Origin of the sequence: Microcoleus sp. w1-18aA5 (assembly GCF_036701705.1) — a bacterium.
Lineage (GTDB): Bacteria > Cyanobacteriota > Cyanobacteriia > Cyanobacteriales > Microcoleaceae > Microcoleus.
The window spans coordinates 1-19,385 of sequence record NZ_JAUPTE010000005.1 but is presented as its reverse complement, the minus strand read 5'-3'; the positions used below and the strand labels follow the sequence as shown (position 1 = coordinate 19,385).

Genomic DNA, 19,385 nt, shown 5'->3' with positions numbered 1-19,385 from the left:
GTCAGATTTTTAATTAAAAAAGTAGACATTCTGTGTATTTTCATGATCGAACTGTAGATAGTAGATCATAGTAAAATAAAAGTAAATTCCGATCATGAAGATACGTAACTTCGGCAAAACTCAGGCGATCCCATTGCAGCTCATACTAATGGTGCCATTTGTTTTGCAAATTTTTGGAGCGGTCGGTCTGGTTGGATATTTGTCGTTCAAAAATGGACAAAAAGCCGTAAACGACCTGGCGGATCGGTTGATGGATCGAACCAGCATTTCGGTGAATCAACATCTGGAGGCTTATTTATCTATTCCGCATCAAGTGATTCAGGTTAACGCCGATGCGATTCGGATGGGGTTGCTAGATGTGCGCGATCGCCAAACCCTCGGTAAGTATTTCTGGCACCAAATGCAGGCTTATGACCTGAATTACATCGGCATTGGACTGATCACGGGTGAGGGAGTAGGGGCCGCACGCTACGACCCCAAAGCCGTCGTGATTGATGATTGGACTCCCAAACCGCCGAATAATGTGATCAACTATGCCACAGACAACAAAGGCGATCGCACTCACGTCGTGACTATTTATGATTGGGACAACTTGCAAGAACCCTGGTACACCGAACCCATGAAAGCAGGTAAACCCATCTGGTCGCGGATCGTCACCGTAAATTATCCCAATCATCCCTACATCGCTGCCTCTGCCGGTCGCCCCATTTATGACGCAAATAATCGCTTGCTAGGAATGGTTGGAGTCGATATCCATCTGTTGAAACTGAGCGATTTCTTACGGAATATAGATATCAGTAGCTCAGGGCAGGTTTTCATCATGGAACGAAATGGGCTGTTGATCGCAAACTCTGCGAAAGAACAACCATTTATCACCGTCAAAGACGAGATTCGGCGTTTGAAGGCGATCGACAGTCCCAATCCCATAGTGCAGGGAATTGCCAAACAAATCCAGCAACGCTTCAAAGGGTTTCAATCCATTTCTAAAGACACGGATCTCCGACTTGATTTTCAGGGAGAACTCTACTATGTGCAACTCACTCCCTGGCGCGACCAATATGGATTGGATTGGTTAGTGGTGGTGAGTGTGCCAGAAAGCGAATTCATGGCACAGATTGATGCCAACACCCGCACCACAATCTTGCTCTGCTTAGCAGCATTGGGGGTAGCTTGTGGGATGGGCGTTCTCACCTCCGGCTGGATTGCGCGTCCGATTCTGCGACTGAATCGGGCGAGTGAGGCAATAACATCTGGCAACTTCGACCAAGCTGTAGAAGACAGCCGTATTCAAGAACTCAACGCCCTTGCCAACTCCTTTAACCAGATGGCAAGACAACTGCGCGAATCGTTTACCGCCTTAGAAAAAAGTAATGCAGAATTAGAAGATCGGGTGGAATACCGCACCGGTGAACTCAAAAACGCCCTAAGTGAGTTGCAACGCAGCCAATCACAGATAATTCAGAGCGAAAAAATGTCTAGTTTGGGGCAAATGGTTGGTGGAGTCGCCCACGAAATTAACAACCCGGTCAACTTCATTCACGGCAACCTCGTCCATACACAGCAATACACCCAAGATTTGTTAAAGTTCGTGCAGCTTTATCAACAGCACTATCCTAACCCTGCTGACGAAATTCAAATCGCAGCCGAAGAAATCGACCTGGAGTTCTTGCAAGAAGACCTGCCTAAAATGCTGTCTTCGATGAAAATGGGTACCGATCGCATCCGCCAAATTGTCCTGTCGTTGCGGAACTTTTCACGGATGGACGAAGCAGATTTTAAAGCAGTGGATATCCATGAGGGTATTAACAGCACCTTACTGATTTTGCAACACCGCCTCAAACATAGACCGGAACGACCGTCTATTGAGGTGATTCAAAACTACGGTTCTCTACCCCTGGTGGAATGCTACGCCGGACAACTCAATCAGGTGTTTATGAATATTCTCACCAATGCGATCGATGCTCTCCTCGTAGCAAGAGATTACCCGCAAAACTCTCATCAACAGCCTACGATTACAATTTCTACAGAGGTGACAGACAGGAATTCTGTCATAATTAGAATTGCCGACAGCGGGCCGGGGATGAGCACTGAGGTGCTGCACAAGATATTCGATCCCTTTTTTACAACTAAACCCGTGGGTTCGGGAACGGGTTTGGGATTGTCTATTTCTCACTCGATTGTTGTCAGTTCTCATGGCGGAACATTGACTTGCGTTTCTGCACCCGGAGAGGGGAGCGAGTTTATTATTGAAATTCCGATCGCCCTACGGCAAGTTTTGTAACCGTTTCTGGATCATTACCAACCCTGGCAGTATTCCAATCATGTCATATCAAATCTGTTAGCCTCGGAATTATTCATATCTCTATTCTCGACCTCTGCGTGAATCAGCGTCAATCCTTTGTCATCTGCGGTTAATAAATTATCTTTTTTTTACCGCAGATTAGGGCAGAGAAACACAGATTAACGCAGATGAATTAGATCTATTACTGTGGCGCCGAGCGTGATTTTTGACCGAAAGCATCCAGGATACAAGCCCCCGGATTCATTCCGAAAGCAGACTCAGGACGGATAAATAAAAAACCTGTATCCGATAAACAAGCGCCCGAATTGATCTGTGGGGCCAATGCTTCAATTCTTTAATCTAAAATCTAAAATCTAAAATCTAAAATCGATTGACACTTCTGCGAAGCTGATTGGGCATCGCTGTTGCAGGAATTCATAAAATAAATTAGTGATAAAGTTTCCAGCATTCTCGCGCAATTTCCCAATCTTCCTGTGTGTGAATTACCAAAATTCTCACTGCTGAATCCAGTGCCGCAATATCTTGATCGATTGGTGACAGTTGATTTTTATCCCCATCCAATTTTAACCCGATAAATCCAAAAGCTTCGCAAGCTGCCGATCTCACAACAGCAGCATTTTCCCCGACTCCCGCCGTAAAAATTAAAGCATCCAACCCTCCCAAACTCGCCAGCATGGCACCAATTCCGGCACGCAAACGGTGGATGTAAATATCCAAAGCAAGTTGAGCTCTCTGATTACCTTGGACGATCGCATCTCCAATCTGCCGCAGATCGCTAGACACCCCTGAAATCCCTTTTAAACCTGAATTTCGATTGAGAATACCATCAAGTTTCTCAGCAGTAAAATCGGATTGTTTTAACAGATGAATGAGGATGCCTGGATCGATCGAACCCGATCGACTTCCCATCATCAAACCTTCCAAAGGCGTAAATCCCATCGTCGTGTCAACACTCCAGCCACCGCGAATGGCGGCCAGAGAACATCCGTTGCCCAAATGACAGCTAATCAACCGCAAATCTGCCAAATTTTTACCCAGAATGTCGGCGGCCCGACGCGCGCAATATTGATGGCTAATCCCGTGAAAACCGTAACGGCGAATCCCATTTTCCAGCCATTCATAGGGGCCTGGATAAACAAAGGCTGCGGGCGGCAATTGTGCGTGAAAAGCTGTATCAAATACTGCTACTTGCGGCAGATTTGGGAGGAGTTTTTCAATCGCTTCGATGCCTTCGAGGTTAACCGGATTGTGAACCGGGGCGAAAACAGATAAACGGGCGATCGCCTTTTTAACATCCGGCGAAATTAACGTACTTTGCTGATAATCTTGTCCGCCGTGTACGACGCGGTGGCCGACCATATCAATTTCTTTTAAATCATTAATTGTTTGAGTTCTTCCCCTCCAAAGACTCTGCAGCATTCGAGAAATAGCATCTTTGCGAGAGTCTGAGGCAAACTCCTCTTCAAGCCGATCGCCTTTTGCTGTTTTGACTTTCAACTCTGCTATACCCTGCTGGTGAGTCCAGTCTATTTGAGCCTCCCAGAGGGGTTGCAAAGGTCGATCGGGGAGGACATCATTTAACTCGTAAAGACAGCTCTTTTGACTGCTAGACCCTGCATTTAACACCAGTATTTTCATGCTTTATTATTTCCTGTTGATTCGTTCTTTCGATCGCTAGGCGATTGCAATCGTGTGTTGTCAAACTTTCGTCCGCCTGCACAGGCTAAGAAATCTTGAGATCCTGGGAAAAATATTAAGAAAAATGTCGAAAAATTAACTCTTAATGCAATGTGTAGCTAACAGTTGCATTTTTTTGATATATCTTCTATGCACATTTTCGTTTACTAAAGTTTAAGGAGCCGATCGATGTTTACACCAATTTTACTTGCCGTTGCCCCCAGAACCGTAGAGTGGAGCCCTACAATCGGTTTGATTATGATTCTTTGCAATATTTTAGCTATTGCGATCGGCAAATCAACCATCCAGAAGCCTACCACAGGCCCAGCAATGCCCTCATCCAGTATGTTCGGCGGTTTGAGTTTGGGTGCAGTTTTGGGAACTACTGCTTTTGGTCATATTTTGGGAGCAGGTACTATTTTAGGATTGTCTTACATAGGCGCGATTTAGTTTCAGACGCTCCGGGTAGGCAGTGCGCGCACCCTACCCGTAATTTCAAGTACCGGGCAAATTGCGGAGAGTTTCATCCATGTACGATCGATCGCCCAAAACCTCCAACAACGGGCCGCGAACATCAAACTTGACAATACTGACAGAAGCTGCTAAAGCGGCAATTCGATAGCGATAACGTCCCAAATCAATCCCCAAGAGACTGCACAGAATAATTCTAATAGTCGCCTTGTGCGAGACAACCAAAACATTACCGCTCTTGTACTTTTCTTGAATTTCTGCGATAACTAAGGACGATCGGCTAGCAATTTCCACGGAAGTCTCGCCGCCATTCGGTGCATTCCAAGCAGGTTCAGTCAGCCAATTAATATAATCTTCTTCGTATTTTTTTTTGACCTCTTCTACTGTTTTGCCCTCCCACTCACCGTAATTAATTTCCCTCAGTCCGTCGCGAAGCTGCATTTCAATCCCCACAGCATCGCACAAAGGTTTTGCAGTAGCAATTGTGCGTTTCATCGGACTGACATAAACAGCCTCCCAGGGCAATTTTGCGTAAGTAGCGGCAAACTGTTCTGCCATTTTAGAACCTGCGGGCGTTAATTCTGGATCTATAGCGCCGCAGAAGCCACCTGTTTGGCTGTAAGTCGTTTCACCGTGTCGTACAAAGTAGATTTTTAAGCTCATATTTACCACTTTTATTTGATTGTTGAAAGAGACTTTTATTGAACGAACCGCAGAGGAAGATCGTCTGTAGGGACACGGCAATGCCGTGTCCTAATCCCCGATCCTGTGCCGGACACGGCATTACCGTGTCCCTAGCCAGAATATCGCTAGCCCGGTGCACCCGATCGCACGGTTTGATCTCCAGTCGTTGTCGGATCTTTCGTTTCCTTCGGCGCTTCCGGCGAAACCGGGCCCGCGTGCGGCCACTGCCAATCGCGGATTTCCGGCATATCATCGCCGTGTTCGTTGATATACTGCCTGTGTTCGATCAGCTTGTCACGGATAGCTTGTTTGCCGTAAGCTGCGACAGAACTCAGTTTCGGAACGCGATCGAGTACATCTCCAACTAAATGGAATCGATCGAGGTCATTAATCACCACCATATCAAACGGCGTCGTAGTCGTTCCCTCTTCCTTGTAACCCCGAACGTGAATATTCGGGTGATTTGTCCGGCGATAAGTCAAGCGGTGAATCAGCCAAGGATAGCCGTGAAAAGCAAAAATCACCGGCTTATCTTTCGTGAACAAAGTATCAAAATCCTTGTCAGACAAACCGTGGGGATGTTCGCTAGCAGGTTGCAGCGTCATCAAATCCACCACATTAACCACCCGCACTTTTAAATCGGGATAATCTCGGCGGAGAATGTCAACAGCAGCCAAAGTTTCCAGCGTCGGAACATCACCCGCACAAGCCATCACCACATCTGGTTCGCCGCCTTTATCGTTACTAGCCCACTCCCAAATGCCGATGCCGACGGTACAGTGTTTAATCGCAGAATCCATATCCAAATACTGCAATGCCGGCTGCTTCCCTGCAATAATCACGTTGACATAGTTGCGACTGCGGAGACAGTGATCCGTTACGGACAGCAAAGTATTCGCATCTGGTGGCAAATAAATCCGCACCACTTCCGCTTTCTTGTTAATTACGTGGTCGATAAAACCCGGATCTTGGTGAGAAAAACCGTTGTGGTCTTGTCGCCAAACGTGAGAAGTTAGTAAGTAATTCAGAGATGCGATCGGCCGGCGCCAAGGAATGTGACGAGTAGTTTTCAACCACTTGGCGTGTTGGTTGAACATCGAATCGATGATGTGAATAAACGCCTCGTAACAAGAGAAAAAGCCGTGGCGTCCCGTCAGCAAATAGCCTTCCAGCCATCCCTGACATAGATGTTCGCTGAGGACTTCCATCACCCGGCCGTCTGGGGAGATGTGGTCGTCTTCGGGCAAAATTTCTCCCGCCCACATCCGGTTCGTCAGTTCAAACACCGGATCGAGGCGGTTTGAGGCCGTCTCGTCGGGCCCGACAATGCGGAAATTGGCGTTTTCCTGATTTAGTTTCATCACGTCTCGCAGGAAGCGGCCAGAAACGCGAGTTGCTTCTGCCATTACAGTGCCCGGTTTTTGCACGTCAACGGCGTAGTCTTCAAATTTCGGCATTTTCAAGTCTCGCAGCAGCAGGCCGCCGTTAGCGTGGGGATTTGCCCCCATGCGTCGAGATCCCTTGGGTGCGAGTTCTGCTAATTCGGGAATTAACTTGCCCTTTTCGTCGAAGAGTTCTTCCGGCTTATAGCTTTTCATCCAATCTTCCAGGAGTTGGACGTGTCCCGGCTTAGAAGCCATTTCCGAAAGTGGGACTTGGTGCGATCGCCAATAATCCTCAGTTTTCTTACCGTCAACCTCCTTCGGCCCCGTCCAGCCTTTGGGAGTTTTCATCACAATCATCGGCCACTGGGGACGGCCGGAATAGCCCTCTGTCCGGGCTTTTTCCTGAATCGCCTTAATTTCGCCGATCGCGGTATCGAGAGTTGCAGCCATCAACTGGTGCATGGTTTCCGGGTCTGAACCTTCCACCCAATAAGGTTTGTAGCCGTAACCGACCATCAAACTTTCCAATTCCTCCTGCGGAATGCGGGCCAACAGAGTGGGATTGGCAATTTTGTAGCCGTTCAAGTGCAAAATCGGCAACACAGCGCCGTCGCGAACCGGGTTGAGAAACTTGTTAGAGTGCCAGCTAGCAGCCAAGGGGCCGCTTTCGGCTTCCCCGTCACCGACAACGGCCGCCACAATCAAATCGGGATTGTCGAAGACTGCGCCGTAAGCGTGGACGAGGGCGTAGCCGAGTTCGCCACCTTCGTGAATCGAACCGGGGGTTTCCGGGGCGACGTGGCTGGGGATACCGCCGGGAAAGGAGAACTGTTTGAATAGCCGTTTGATACCCTCTTCATCTTCGGAAATATTCGAGTAATATTCGCTGTAAGTGCCTTCGAGATAGGTGTTGGCGACCAAGCCCGGCCCGCCGTGTCCAGGGCCTGCGATGTAGATGGTGTTGAGGTCTTGGGCTTTGATGATGCGGTTGAGGTGAACGTAGATGAAGTTTAAACCTGGAGTAGTGCCCCAATGTCCGAGGAGTCTCGGTTTGACGTGTTCGATTTTGAGGGGCTCTTTGAGTAGGGGGTTGTCGAGGAGATAGATTTGTCCGACGGATAGGTAGTTTGCCGCCCGCCAGTAGGCGTTCATTTTGTGTAGTTCTGAGTCGGAAAGCGGCTTTAATTGCGGGATCTCGGTTGTTCCTAGCATCATCAGCTATTGACTCCTAAGTTGTGGTTGTTTTGTAAAGTGCGATCGTGAAGTGCGATCGATATTAATTTGTTATCCGTGACATTTTGTATTTAAACTCCATGTCTTCCACGAAAACTATTGAATTATAGCTCGTTTATGTCTCCATCAAAGTTTAAATTAATGTTAATTTATAGCTAAACATCGCACAATTTCGAGGATAGAAAGGGGGATTTTTTTGGGGATCAAGGAATTCAGCAATATAAAATAGGATTTACACAAGATTTTTTGTATAGTGTGTACTTTGCACCTGATGCGTATGTGCTGCGGGTCGCCGGAGGTGCTGTGCAAGTCCCGAAAAATATGCTTCTCAAGGTACAAATCATCATGATTTATACCTGAAGTTGATTTTACTTTGTGCCTGCTGATGGCTGATACCAGTTATTCACAAAAATGCAACTGTAGGCAAAATCCAAAGTTTTATGTCCTCTGTCATTCCCAATCTCAAATCTCAAATCTCAAATGGTATGACTCCTTTTTTGTTAAAGTTTTTTTATATTGTTTAAGCTCAGGGTAAAAGGGTGAGCAATTTTTATAATTTAGAGATTTATCAAGAAGTTAAAAAGATATATAGCCTTTTTCAGTAACATGAGGTGCTGTCGCGGGCATAGGCCTCCGTGGCCTCCGTGGCCTCCGTGGGCATCAGTTGCGAGCGGTGTGTACCTCATTTTATTGAAAAAGGCTATAGCAAGGCTATTTCATTTGTAAACGGGCTTTTTTTTATGAATCGCAGAGGCGCAGAGCGCGTATAGGAAGAGATCCGAGAGAAAGGAATTGCGTATAACAACCAATAGATATTATCTAATTATTAACCCAAAATTTAGCTAAGCTGAGGCGCATCTAAATTTGACAATCAAATTCGAGCAAATTCTTGTGGGGATTAGGGGCCCTAGCGTTCCGCCCGCCCAAAAATACAATTTAGATGCGTAAAAGCTTAACACCTGGCAATGAATTAGCCAAACTCCCGGTGCCTGTGGCGGTGATGCTTGTAGGAGAAATACTCGCATTCTTGTTTGGGTACTGGAAAGTTTTCGTCGTTTGGGTATGAACAAGTCTCGACTCCTGGCGATCGCACTATAATAGCAAATACATACATATAGCCTTTCTCATTAACATGAGGTGCTCATAGGGCATAGGGCATGGGCATAGGAAGGATCCCGCATACCTCACCACGCTTGAGAACCGCTATATTTCATAAGTACCAAAATTTCTATGACTATCAAAGAATTAGAAGCGCAACTTCTGGCTTTAACGCCAACCGAGAAAGCTCAAATCATCCAATTATTAACCCAGAACTTAGCCAACACCTGGCAAGGAATTAGCAAGACTCCCGGTGTCTGCGGCGGTGATGCTTGTATCAGAAACACTCGCATTCCTGTTTGGGTACTGGAAAGTTTTCGTCGCTTGGGTATGAACGAGTCTCGACTCTTAGATAACTATCCCACACTAACCGCTACTGATTTAGCAAATGCCTGGACTTATGCGGCAGCTTTTCCCGATGAAATTGAAATAGCTATCCGCGAAAATGACGAGGATTGAAATGATGGCGCGTCTTTATGGTGACGAACAATTTCCCCGAGAGGTTGTAGAATTGCTGCGCCAGATGGGGCACAATATTCTGACAGTGCAAGAAGCCGGAAAAGATAACCAAAAAATTCCTGACGAAGAAGTGTTAGCTTTTGCAGTCAATGAAAATCGAGCTGTTTTAACTCTCAATCGCCGTCATTTTATTAGACTGCACAGCTCACAGCCTGACCATGCTGGTATTATTGTCTGTAAGGCAGATGATGACTTAGCAAGAATGGCGACTAACATTAATGAAGCTATTTCCTCACTTGCAACATTAACAGGTCAATTGATTCGCGTCTATCGTTCTGGGTCGCCATCTATATCTTAAGCGATCGCCACAAAGTACACTCAAGCAATCTCAATCCGAAAATCACTGCATCGGTTTGATTGCTGGCTAGATGCCATCGCCGATATTTCCGGCTGAAAAAACTTAGGAGGCGACTAAAACAGGGCACTCTGAAATCCGGCAAACATTGGACACAGTTGGCTGGTGGGAAACGACTCGCAGTTCGTGAGGATAGCGGGGACGGGGGTCATTTTCTAACCAGATGGGCGGTACCATCATCACTTCATAGTAAGCGATCGTATCGAAAACACCTGGCTGGGACTTCAACTCTACTGTTAAGCCCGCTCGGTACTCAAATGCTTCTTCCCAGTCTAGATTTTCATTGATACCCATAGCGATCGCGCCTCTTAATATTGTTTCTTTTGTCCATTGTAGAGCGCTACATAAAAGATTGGGTACTTTCTGTTGCTTACGATACAATTTTTAACTTTATATGTTCGATTCATGACAATTTAACAGAGAGGAGCAATTGTCAATAAGTAAATAGGATGATTTTGCTGACGGGTGACAAGTAAGCAGAAAAGCTAGGCTTGACAAGAGTTGGAGTTGATATGTCTCAAAAAAAATAAGGGCGATGGAACCCCGCAGACGTTTATGACACAAAGGAAGATAAGATAATTTTAAGGATTAAAGTACAAACCTATTTTTGCCATCTTGTCTAGTGTTTTACAAATCAAGAAACCCGGTTTCTTAAAGAAACCGGGTTTCTGGGATGAGTGAAAGCTAAACTAATTTCACTTGGTTTTCTTCTTTGTCGCTGTCGCCGTATTTTTAGAAAGCGAGATCCTTCTTCATTTCTTTTGGGCAGATGTCTAATACTCAAAGTAAAATATGGCATAATATAAATATTAGTTTCATAGCTTTGCACCTATGACCGCCCAAATCACCCTAAATCTGCCAGATGAAGTCTATCACCAAGCAGAATTGCTAGCGCTGCAACGCCACCGCACCGTGAGTGAGATTCTAGTAGAAACTCTGGAAAATTTTCTCTTACCAACCGCTAAACCAGTATCAGCACTGTCTGATTCAGAAGTAATCACTCTGACTCAACTCCGGCTGCAACCACTCCAAGAACAACGATTGAGTGAATTGCTAGACCGCCAACAATCCGGTACGATCGCATCTGTAGAACTGGCTGAATTGCAGGCCTTAATCCACATATATGAAACTCGACTATTGCGACAAGCTCAAGCCTTAAATGAAGCTGTGCGGCGCGGCTTGCTGGAACCATTAAAAGGATAAGCAAAATGGCGATTTCCGAACAAGTTCGAGCCAGAGTTCGCGCACAAGCTCAAAACCGATGCGGTTATTGTCGCAGTTTACAAATGTATGTTTTGGGAATACTGGAAATTGACCATATTATTCCTAAAGCGATTGGCGGTACTGACGAGGAAGAAAATCTCTGGCTGGCTTGTAGTCTATGCAATAATTACAAAGGAACCCAAACTGACGCATTAGATCCGGTCACGCAAAAGCACGTTAAGTTGTTTAATCCGCGCACTCAACAATGGTCACAAAATTTTGCTTGGAGTGAAGACGCTACAGAAATTATTGGACTTACAGATTGCGGCCGCGCAACAGTCACAACACTACAACTAAACAATCATATTGCTGTTACTGTCAGGCGTCAGTGGGTTAGTGCTGGATGGCATCCGCCCACAGAATCAAGTATTTCATAACAGAGCCCATTAGCTTAGCGCCTCAATAAGAGCATCTTTCTTCATCTTAGTTATCCCAGCAATTCCTCTTTTCTTGGCTATTGCTTTTAATTCAACAGTAGTCATTGTTCTGAGAATAGTCACGTCGTTTATCGTATCTGGCATTGATTGGGGAGTCAGATAAAATACACTCTTAATTGCGTCAAGTTTTTTGCCTTTGGTAATACCGCATTTCAAGCTTGTGATTGGCTCAAAATTTTTCCAATACAGACGAGGAGCCTCATCAATTCGATTTGTCGCTACAGCAAGTTTAACGGATTTTAGCTCGCTGTTCGGCTGTTCAATCAAATATTGCAATGCTGCCATAATTTCATCTCTGGATGCTGTGGAAAGATTAATTTTAGGCTTTTCCTCACCTGCAAGGATTTTAGTGAGTGTAATAGTATCATCACTATCATCAGCAATAATGCACCAGACTCTTTCTAGCCCAGCTTCCTCCGCTACAGCATAAACAAAGGAATTACTAATAACTTGATACTTGTCTTCACCAGTTTCTTTCACGATAACTGGGAGCCAGTTTCGTCCACCCTTTTGTTTAAGTATATTTGCAGTAGCTTTGATCAAAAACTCAGGGGCATCAGTACCCTCTCCGGGCTCGATTTCATCTATGTATAGATGCATCAAACTGCCAATAATGTTAGAAATTTTCATTGTAAAAAGTATTCCTTCGCTAAATCTTTGTAGTATTCATGGGCAGAACGATCTCGATAAACAGCAGGAATGCGTGAGAACGCAGCATTAGCTATGTTAGCGTAACTTGGTACTTGATGAATATGTAAGTCTTTTTTCGCACTGGTGTACTTAGGGTAGAAGTAGGGCAGTAGATCGAATTTGTCTTTTTTAGCATTTTTCAGAATATTGTTAATTTCTTGTTGAGCAACTTGTAGTTGTGGCTGTGTAATTTTTTCTCCATTAAAAAAGATTGGTAAGGCAATGGGATTTGCCTCACCTTTAGCGGCTTGTATTTCAGGGATGAATTTCTTAATAGCGGTTGCCGCATTCTCTAGAGAAAAGAGGTTGTTGTGTTTTGTAGGAATGAGGATAACATCAGCCGCATATACCGCAAGTTGACTAATGAAACGCCAATTCGGGGATGAATCTATCAAAATATAATCATAGTCCTGCCTTGCAAATTCGAGCTTCTTGTACAGTACACGCAGTTGCATTAACGTGCGAAGTTTATCGTCAGACTCGTTACCCAGGTCATTGTCAGCAGGAATAATATCAAAACTGAGCTGTAATTTTTTAGTAGAGAACTTATATGAATTCACCGCTGATTTGATACCTACGTTTTTGCCTGTAAGGGCTGCTTTAAGAACCCCATCACTGACAGGAATACCCAAAGCACTTGTTAAATCTTGTTGATTAAAATCAAAATCTATTACTAAAACTTTCTTGCCCAAAAAAGTTGAAATGCCTGCAAGGTTAACTGTTGTAGTTGTTTTTCCAACACCCCCTTTGTTATTATAGATTGTTACTGTCAAGGCTCTACTTGGTGCTTGAATCTTCTTTCTTATATCCGCAACAACTTGATCGACGTTATTCAAGTCCAGAGCCAAGCATTGAGTAGCTGGGAAGATTACTTTACCATGCTTTCTAAACAGTTGGACATGGGATGAGTTGGTAATAAGTCCCCATTCGGCTGACTTGCAATTAGAACCAAGTAACTGTCGCTTAAGTTGATTAACTGTTTTTAAGTACCCGGGTGTACCTTCCGTAAGATTGATGTCTTTTCCTTTTAGCTCTAAAAGGAGATAGGGATTAGATTTTGTGTGTAAAAATATATCATTTTCAATAGTTTTTCTAGCTGCTTTATCAACTATTCCACCACCATTAGTATCATATTCAGGAACAACCTCATCAGATTCAAATCCCAATGCTTGCAAAAACCAAGGTGAAAAGTGAGCACTGACAATAGCTTCTGAAGCGCCTTGAGGAAGACTTTGTAATGCAGCTTGAAGGGTAGTGGCTGGGGCATTCATCAGGAGGGAAATTCAGTAATAATTTGAACTGACTATATTATAATACTACATTATTATGAATTTTGGCAAGGATCGCCAGAGGGAGGATGCCACCCTGCCCTAATCCATAAACGACGAGCTCGGATAATCGCTCCTTCATTATGATATAGATCGTTAAGGTCTAACCGATCGCAGGTTCCCCTACCTGTTGGAGTAATACCCATTATTTCTAAACCATCCGCAGACCAGTTAAAATGCTCAGACCATTGCTGTTGACGGGGGTTAAACAAAGTTACTTCTTGTTCAGTTTCTGGGTCAGTACCCGTGACAAAATTATAGCGATTATTATTACAGCGATGACAAGCTAAAGCTAAGTTTTCAAGCTCATCGCTACCACCAATCGAGCGAGGTAAAATATGATCTATCGTAAATAGAGTAGAGCTACTTTCTTCCGCTGAATGGCAATATTCACAAAGAAAATTAGCTCTACTTCTTACTAAATTTCTAGTAGCGCGGTTTACGGACATGAGGCTGCTATAACTTTAGCGTTAATTAAGGTAAAAATCCGATCTAGTTCTAGTAAGCTTGCTAATTCTACAACCTCTTCTGAAGTTAAAAGATTAGCCTTTTTTCTGTCGGCTAGTTCTTCTAATCTAGTTTGCAGGTTTTCCGTAAATTTGAATAAGTAAAGATTTCTGACTTTCTCAATCGAAATCTCACGATCGATCCAGTAGGAAGGTTGTACCATAAGTTCAGCTATCATGGCGATTCAATTACTCCAATTACTACATGGATAGTTTTGATTATATCATGAGAACGAAAGGATTACTTTAGAAAGAGCAGACCTACTTACGCACGGCGCGATCGAAGAAACCGGGTTTTTTACCGAATCTGTCTGCTAAAACAAATTATTGCAAAAAACCCGGTTTCTGACCGTACAGTGCGTAAATCCTGCTAACTTGACTTAGTTGTTTTCTTGGCTGTTGTCGCAGTCGCCGTCTTTTTAGCAGTGGTTTTCTTCGCCGCAGTCTCCGTCTTTTTAGCAGTGGTTTTCTTTGCCGCAGTCTTCTTCGTTGCAGTCTCCGACTTCGCCGCCGCAGTCTTAGTAGACTTCTTCGACTTGCTGCTAGATTTACTGCCTCCCGCTGCTTCCTTGGTTGCTAACAATTCCAGTGCTCTTTGCAAGGTGAAATTCTCCACAGATTCATCCTTCGACAAAGAAGCATTGATATCGCCGTGTTTCACGTAGGGGCCGTAGCGGCCATCGTAAACATTGATCAATTCTCCCGACTCTGGATGCGCGCCTAATTCCTTTAAAGGTGTGGCTGATTTGCTGCGACCGCGGGCAGCTTTCGGCTGCGATAATAACTCTAAAGCCCGATCGAGCTCGATCGTCAAAACATCATCCGGCGGTTTGATCGATCGATAATCTTTCCCCACCTTACCCTGGTCATGCACCACATAAGGCCCGTACATCCCCAAATTAGCTTGCACCTTCGCCCCCGTCTCCGGGTGAGTGCCCAACAAGCGAGGTAAAGTCAACAAACTCACCGCCATATCCAGCGTCACGCTATCCTTATCCGTCCCCTTCGGTAAAGAAGCCCGCTTCGGTTTCTTGTTCGTTTCCGAAACTTCCCCTAACTGAACGTATGGCCCATAACTGCCAATCAGCACATAAATTGGTTCCCCGGTTTCCGGGTGGAGTCCCAATTTTTCCGGGCCTTCGGTTTTTTGCTTTAACAGAAACTCCACTTGTTCCGGATCTAAATCTGCCGGCGTCAAATCTTGGGGAATCGATGCTTTTACCAGGCCTTCTTCGCTTTCAGATTCCAGGTATGCGCCAAATTTGCCGATGCAGACTTTAGCAGAAATATTCTCCAATACCACAGTTCGGGCAACTTTCGCGTCAATCTGACTTTCCTGTTCTTTAACTTGGGTTGCGAGTCCCGTTTCCCCTGTATAAAACTTTTGCAAATACGGCAGCCATTTCGCCTCGCCCGTGGCAATTTCATCGAGGGTTTGTTCCATTCGGGAAGTAAAACCGGTGTCTACTAAATCGGGAAAATGTGTTTCCAATAAAGTCGTGACGGCGAAAGCGGTGAATGTCGGAATTAGGGCGTTAGCTATTAATTTCGCATATCCCCGATCGACAATTGTACCGATAATACTCGCGTAGGTACTCGGACGGCCCACACCTTCGCTTTCCAGCATTTTCACCAGAGAAGCTTCCGTGTAGCGGGCGGGAGGTTGAGTTTCGTGCCCGATCGCCCCTAAATCCTTACAATTAGGTTTATCCTCCACCTTCAGCGCCGGCAAAATCACCTCCTGGTCTTCCAACGCCGCATTCGGATCGTCGGAACCTTCCACGTAGGCGCGCAAAAAGCCTGGAAAATCAATGCGTTTGCCGCTGGAACGGAAACCGGCATCTTCTACCTGAGTTAATACAGTGACGTGAGTTTGGCGGGAATCGGCCATTTGAGAGGCCACAGTCCGCTTCCAAATCAAATCATAGAGGCGGAAATCAATCCCATCCAATCCCGTTTGCTGCGGAGTCCGAAAAGTGCTGCCGGCAGGACGGATAGCTTCGTGGGCTTCCTGGGCGCCTTTGCTTTTCGTGGTGTATTTGCGCGGTTGGGGGCTGAGGTATTCGCTGCCGTAAAGTTCTTGCACGCAACTGCGCGCCGCTGTGATCGCCTGTTCGGACAAATGCACCGAATCCGTCCGCATATAGGTGATAAAACCGCGTTCGTAGAGACTTTGGGCAATTCGCATTGTTTCCCGCGCACCCAGCCTCAGTTTGCGGTTAGCTTCCTGCTGCAAAGTCGAGGTCGTAAACGGCGGCGAGGGTTTCCGGGTGACTGGCCGTTCTTCAATATTCCCGACAGTCCAAGGTTTGTTTTGGATGCGTGAGAGTAAAGCCCGCGCCTGTTCTTCGTTGAGCAAAAGTACACGCCGGCCTGCGATAATTTGCCCGGTATTTTCATCAAAATCGCTGCCATTTGCAACTTTTATATTGCCGACAGTCACGAGTTTGGCATCAAAGGAAATCTTGCCCTTTTCCAAAAGGGCTTTTAAATCCCAGTAACTACCTTGGCGGAAAGCGCGGCGTTCCCGTTCCCGGCGCACCAACAGGCGTACAGCGACTGACTGCACTCTACCAGCGGACAAACCCCAAGCGATTTTTTTCCACAGTAGCGGAGAGAGTGTGTAACCGACGAGTCTGTCGAGAATCCGGCGAGTTTCTTGGGCTTGTACAACTCGATTGTCGATATCGCGGCAGTGAGTTAAGGCGTCGCGGATAGCTTCGCGGGTGATTTCGTGAAACACCATCCGCTTGATGGGCACTTTGGGTTTGAGGATTTGCAGCAAATGCCAGGAAATGCTTTCGCCTTCCCGGTCTTCGTCAGTGGCTAGAATCAGTTCTGTGGCGTCTTTGAGGGCGTCTTTGAGTTCTTTAACAATTTTCTTTTTATCTTTCGGGATGACGTAGAGGGGTTCAAAGTCTGCTTCCACGTTTACGCCCAGTTGCGCCCATTTTTCTCCTTTAACGGCTTCTGGTATTTCTTCGGCGGAGGATGGTAGGTCGCGGACATGACCCATCGATGCCTCTACACGGTAGGTGGAGGGCAGGAAGTTGCGGATGGTGCGGGCTTTGGTCGGAGATTCGACGATGACTAAGGTTGACATGGCATCTTTTAAATATGGATGGCAGCGCAGCTAGAGGGTCTAAGTTAGAGAGTTTAGGTCAGATGTCAAGGCTTCTTTCAACTTTGGGCGATTATTTTCAAACTACCTTAATTTTTAAGTTACTGCCGATCGGGTGGCAGGTGACAATGTGATGGGATTTTACTGCTTTGGGGGCAGAGGCTGCGAATCGCGTCTCTACAAGATGCACGGGATGATGACCTGACTTTAGCAGAATTGTCGCTAACTGGATGTTGAGACTGCCGGATGCGGGCGGATGGTTCCTCAATCTGGTTGTAACTTGAAGGTTGGGGCGATCGATTGCGCGATTTTAGATTTTAGATTTTAGATTTTAGATTGGGAAAAATTTACTGAATAGAGGTTTTGGACTTTGGTACAGTACGCTGTGCAGCATCAGCGTGGCGATCGGAAGGAAAGCCATCACAGAAGGTTAAAATTATTTGAGCGATCGATCGAGTCTATCAACAATGCTATGACATTTGAATTCGACCATCTTTTCATCCTTACTGATATTGGTGCTTCGGAAGCTAATCGTTTATCATCCTTCGGTTTAGTTGAGGGTGCATCTCGCATTCATCGCGGACAAGGTACAGCCAATCGCTGTTTCTTTTTCCATAACGCCATGTTGGAATTGTTATGGATTCACGATCCAGAAGAGGCGAAGTCTGAGCCAATTCATCGGACTCGTCTTTGGGAGCGATCGACAAATCGGAATAATGGTGCCTGTCCATTTGGCATCTGTTTGCGTCCAGCCAAAGGTGCTGAGGACACAGTTGCATTTTCAAGTTGGGCCTATCGTCCACCTTATTTATCTGAAACGATGAGTATCGCAGTAGGAACAAATAGTGATGTTTTGACTGAGCCCATGCTTGTCCAAATTTCCTTTGGTAAACGTCCCGATCAATACTCTGGTGATAAGTCACAGCCTTTGGATCATGGTGTGGGTTTCCGGGAAATTACTCGCGTAGAATTAGTCAGTCCTGCTGCCAATAATCCGTCACCTGAACTTCAAGCAGTGCTTGAGACAAATCAGCTAAACTTACGGATAGGAACCGAGTATTTTGTCGAGCTTGGTTTTGATGGAGAAGTGCAGGGACAACAGGTAGATTTTCGACCGGGATTGCCGCTTATTATCAGTTGGTAACCTCATCAAGCCGTAAAACAATTAATAATATGGCTCCAGTATCGAACGATCTGCGATCGTTCGTACAGAACGCGGACTGACAAGTGCAGGAACATTAGAGGCCATTGAGAATTTACCAAGTTTGCTGAGTAAACTAGAGATATAGTAACCCCGAATTTATTGAGGACTGGAAAATGGAGACAATTACTGACCTGCCGGGGTATCGCATAACAGAACAACTCTATGCAGGCGATCGCACTTTAGTTTATCGAGGTGTTCGGGAGAGCGATCGTACTCCAGTCGTCATCAAACTGCTGAGAAACGAATACCCGAGCTTCAGCGAACTGCTGCAATTCCGCAACCAATATACCATCGCCAAAAATCTACGTCTGCCTGGAGTGGTTGAACCCCTCGATTTAGCACCTTACAAAAACGCCTATGCTTTGATAATGGAGGACTTTGGAGGAGTTTCCCTGTCTACGTATCTCCCGGCAGCAACTGATAAAAACCAACCCGATAAATCTCTATCTTTAGAAAACTTTCTCATCCTAGCCAGGGAACTAGCAAATATTCTCCACTCTCTATACCAAAACCGAGTTATTCATAAAGATATCAAACCCGCCAATATTCTGATTAACCCACATAGCAAACAAATTAAACTCATTGACTTCAGTATTTCTTCCCTGCTGCCGAGAGAAACCCAAGAAATCCAGAATCCCAACACCATCGAAGGAACCTTAGCTTATCTCTCCCCAGAAAAGACAGGAAGAATGAATCGAGGCATTGACTATCGGAGTGACTTTTATTCCCTGGGTGTGACCTTCTATGAATTGTTGACCACACAGTTACCCTTCGACTCAGACGACCCAATGGAGTTAGTGCATTGTCATCTCGCCAAACAGCCGATTCCGGTACATCAAATCAAGCCAGAAGTTCCCCTAATTTTATCCCAAATTGTTAGTAAACTGATGGCAAAGAATGCGGAAAATCGCTATCAGAGTGCATTAGGACTGAAACACGATTTAGAGATTTGTCTGGCTCAATTACAAAACACGGGTAACATTGAGACGTTTGCATTGGGAACGCGGGATATTACAGACAATTTCCTCATCCCCGAAAAACTCTACGGCAGAGAAACAGAAGTTGAAACCTTATTAGCAGCCTTTGAGCGAGTCAGCAGAGGCAGCACCGAA

General features: G+C 45.5%; 18 protein-coding genes. 9 read left to right on the top strand and 9 right to left on the bottom strand.

Features of this window, described 5'->3' with window-relative positions; translation table 11 throughout:
* The first annotated feature begins 94 nt into the window (after positions 1-94).
* On the top strand, positions 95-2,281 hold the full coding sequence (locus tag Q5691_RS03055; protein ID WP_333343886.1) for an ATP-binding protein: 2,187 nt from the start codon (positions 95-97) through the stop codon (positions 2,279-2,281).
* Positions 2,282-2,728: 447 nt separating this feature from the next.
* On the opposite strand, the gene Q5691_RS03050 is transcribed toward Q5691_RS03055, so the two are convergent.
* Positions 2,729-3,940: an acetate kinase gene (locus tag Q5691_RS03050; protein WP_333312355.1), complete on the bottom strand. Its 1,212-nt coding sequence runs from the start codon at positions 3,938-3,940 to the stop codon at positions 2,729-2,731.
* A gap of 228 nt (positions 3,941-4,168) precedes the next feature.
* Between Q5691_RS03050 and psaK the strand changes: the two genes are divergently transcribed.
* A complete protein-coding gene (gene psaK / locus Q5691_RS03045; RefSeq protein ID WP_333214723.1) occupies positions 4,169-4,429 on the top strand; it encodes a photosystem I reaction center subunit PsaK in 261 nt (86 codons plus the stop codon).
* Between the two features lie 45 nt (positions 4,430-4,474).
* Here the strand turns inward: psaK and Q5691_RS03040 are convergent, their stop codons facing one another.
* Both Q5691_RS03040 and Q5691_RS03035 read right to left on the bottom strand, forming a co-directional pair.
* Positions 4,475-5,113, bottom strand: a complete 639-nt coding sequence (locus Q5691_RS03040) for a histidine phosphatase family protein (protein ID WP_333343885.1) — start codon at positions 5,111-5,113, stop codon at positions 4,475-4,477.
* A 146-nt stretch (positions 5,114-5,259) separates the two neighbouring features.
* Positions 5,260-7,734, bottom strand: a complete 2,475-nt coding sequence (locus tag Q5691_RS03035; protein WP_333214719.1) for a phosphoketolase family protein — start codon at positions 7,732-7,734, stop codon at positions 5,260-5,262.
* 987 nt (positions 7,735-8,721) lie between these two features.
* Here Q5691_RS03035 and Q5691_RS03030 point away from each other — a divergent pair.
* From Q5691_RS03030 to Q5691_RS03020, 3 genes are all read left to right on the top strand, one after another.
* Entirely contained in the window at positions 8,722-8,850 is a 129-nt protein-coding gene (locus Q5691_RS03030; RefSeq protein ID WP_333308398.1) for a DUF433 domain-containing protein, read from the top strand.
* A 132-nt stretch (positions 8,851-8,982) separates the two neighbouring features.
* Complete coding sequence (locus Q5691_RS03025; RefSeq protein WP_333144268.1) at positions 8,983-9,309, top strand: DUF433 domain-containing protein; 327 nt, start codon at positions 8,983-8,985, stop codon at positions 9,307-9,309.
* A 4-nt stretch (positions 9,310-9,313) separates the two neighbouring features.
* Entirely contained in the window at positions 9,314-9,667 is a 354-nt protein-coding gene (locus Q5691_RS03020) for a DUF5615 family PIN-like protein (protein ID WP_333025693.1), read from the top strand.
* Between the two features lie 102 nt (positions 9,668-9,769).
* Here the strand turns inward: Q5691_RS03020 and Q5691_RS03015 are convergent, their stop codons facing one another.
* On the bottom strand, positions 9,770-10,018 hold the full coding sequence (locus Q5691_RS03015; RefSeq protein WP_333056597.1) for a hypothetical protein: 249 nt from the start codon (positions 10,016-10,018) through the stop codon (positions 9,770-9,772).
* A gap of 537 nt (positions 10,019-10,555) precedes the next feature.
* On the opposite strand from Q5691_RS03015, the gene Q5691_RS03010 reads away from it, so the two are divergent.
* Both Q5691_RS03010 and Q5691_RS03005 read left to right on the top strand, forming a co-directional pair.
* Positions 10,556-10,927, top strand: coding sequence for a hypothetical protein (locus Q5691_RS03010; RefSeq protein ID WP_333263688.1), 372 nt, complete (start codon positions 10,556-10,558; stop codon positions 10,925-10,927).
* 5 nt (positions 10,928-10,932) lie between these two features.
* On the top strand, positions 10,933-11,364 hold the full coding sequence (locus tag Q5691_RS03005; RefSeq protein ID WP_333343884.1) for an HNH endonuclease signature motif containing protein: 432 nt from the start codon (positions 10,933-10,935) through the stop codon (positions 11,362-11,364).
* Between the two features lie 9 nt (positions 11,365-11,373).
* Here the strand turns inward: Q5691_RS03005 and Q5691_RS03000 are convergent, their stop codons facing one another.
* The 5 genes from Q5691_RS03000 to topA all read right to left on the bottom strand — a co-directional run bounded on the left by Q5691_RS03000 (position 11,374) and on the right by topA (position 17,051).
* Positions 11,374-12,054: a Rho termination factor N-terminal domain-containing protein gene (locus Q5691_RS03000; protein WP_333343883.1), complete on the bottom strand. Its 681-nt coding sequence runs from the start codon at positions 12,052-12,054 to the stop codon at positions 11,374-11,376.
* Complete coding sequence (locus Q5691_RS02995; RefSeq protein WP_333343882.1) at positions 12,051-13,385, bottom strand: ParA family protein; 1,335 nt, start codon at positions 13,383-13,385, stop codon at positions 12,051-12,053. The genes Q5691_RS03000 and Q5691_RS02995 overlap by 4 nt, the downstream gene beginning before the upstream one ends.
* A 53-nt stretch (positions 13,386-13,438) precedes the next feature.
* Positions 13,439-13,891, bottom strand: coding sequence for an HNH endonuclease signature motif containing protein (locus tag Q5691_RS02990; protein ID WP_333343881.1), 453 nt, complete (start codon positions 13,889-13,891; stop codon positions 13,439-13,441).
* Positions 13,882-14,127 carry a hypothetical protein gene (locus tag Q5691_RS02985; RefSeq protein ID WP_333214705.1) on the bottom strand — a complete coding sequence of 82 codons (246 nt, stop codon included), beginning with the start codon at positions 14,125-14,127 and terminating at the stop codon, positions 13,882-13,884. The genes Q5691_RS02990 and Q5691_RS02985 overlap by 10 nt, the downstream gene beginning before the upstream one ends.
* A gap of 191 nt (positions 14,128-14,318) precedes the next feature.
* Entirely contained in the window at positions 14,319-17,051 is a 2,733-nt protein-coding gene (gene topA, locus Q5691_RS02980) for a type I DNA topoisomerase (protein WP_333343880.1), read from the bottom strand.
* A gap of 388 nt (positions 17,052-17,439) precedes the next feature.
* On the opposite strand from topA, the gene Q5691_RS02975 reads away from it, so the two are divergent.
* Together Q5691_RS02975 and Q5691_RS02970 are read left to right on the top strand one after the other, a co-directional pair.
* Positions 17,440-18,213 (top strand): VOC family protein, encoded by a 774-nt coding sequence (locus tag Q5691_RS02975; RefSeq protein ID WP_333343879.1) that lies wholly within the window; start codon positions 17,440-17,442, stop codon positions 18,211-18,213.
* Positions 18,214-18,386: 173 nt separating this feature from the next.
* Positions 18,387-19,385 (top strand): protein kinase domain-containing protein (locus Q5691_RS02970; RefSeq protein WP_333214699.1); only part of this gene is annotated, 999 nt, incomplete at its 3' end.

What these genes read in the sequence shown, in the direction of transcription:
- Q5691_RS03020 (WP_333025693.1), top strand. Translation starts at nt 9,314, where the DNA reads ATGGCGCGTCTTTATGGTGACGAACAATTTCCCCGAGAGGTTGTAGAA.
- Q5691_RS03040 (WP_333343885.1), bottom strand. Translation starts at nt 5,113, where the DNA reads ATGAGCTTAAAAATCTACTTTGTACGACACGGTGAAACGACTTACAGC.
- Q5691_RS03015 (WP_333056597.1), bottom strand. Translation starts at nt 10,018, where the DNA reads ATGGGTATCAATGAAAATCTAGACTGGGAAGAAGCATTTGAGTACCGA.
- Q5691_RS02985 (WP_333214705.1), bottom strand. Translation starts at nt 14,127, where the DNA reads ATGATAGCTGAACTTATGGTACAACCTTCCTACTGGATCGATCGTGAG.
- Q5691_RS03000 (WP_333343883.1), bottom strand. Translation starts at nt 12,054, where the DNA reads ATGAAAATTTCTAACATTATTGGCAGTTTGATGCATCTATACATAGAT.
- Q5691_RS03050 (WP_333312355.1), bottom strand. Translation starts at nt 3,940, where the DNA reads ATGAAAATACTGGTGTTAAATGCAGGGTCTAGCAGTCAAAAGAGCTGT.
- Q5691_RS02995 (WP_333343882.1), bottom strand. Translation starts at nt 13,385, where the DNA reads ATGAATGCCCCAGCCACTACCCTTCAAGCTGCATTACAAAGTCTTCCT.
- Q5691_RS02990 (WP_333343881.1), bottom strand. Translation starts at nt 13,891, where the DNA reads ATGTCCGTAAACCGCGCTACTAGAAATTTAGTAAGAAGTAGAGCTAAT.
- Q5691_RS03055 (WP_333343886.1), top strand. Translation starts at nt 95, where the DNA reads ATGAAGATACGTAACTTCGGCAAAACTCAGGCGATCCCATTGCAGCTC.
- psaK (WP_333214723.1), top strand. Translation starts at nt 4,169, where the DNA reads ATGTTTACACCAATTTTACTTGCCGTTGCCCCCAGAACCGTAGAGTGG.
- Q5691_RS03010 (WP_333263688.1), top strand. Translation starts at nt 10,556, where the DNA reads ATGACCGCCCAAATCACCCTAAATCTGCCAGATGAAGTCTATCACCAA.
- Q5691_RS03005 (WP_333343884.1), top strand. Translation starts at nt 10,933, where the DNA reads ATGGCGATTTCCGAACAAGTTCGAGCCAGAGTTCGCGCACAAGCTCAA.
- Q5691_RS03025 (WP_333144268.1), top strand. Translation starts at nt 8,983, where the DNA reads ATGACTATCAAAGAATTAGAAGCGCAACTTCTGGCTTTAACGCCAACC.
- topA (WP_333343880.1), bottom strand. Translation starts at nt 17,051, where the DNA reads ATGTCAACCTTAGTCATCGTCGAATCTCCGACCAAAGCCCGCACCATC.
- Q5691_RS03035 (WP_333214719.1), bottom strand. Translation starts at nt 7,734, where the DNA reads ATGATGCTAGGAACAACCGAGATCCCGCAATTAAAGCCGCTTTCCGAC.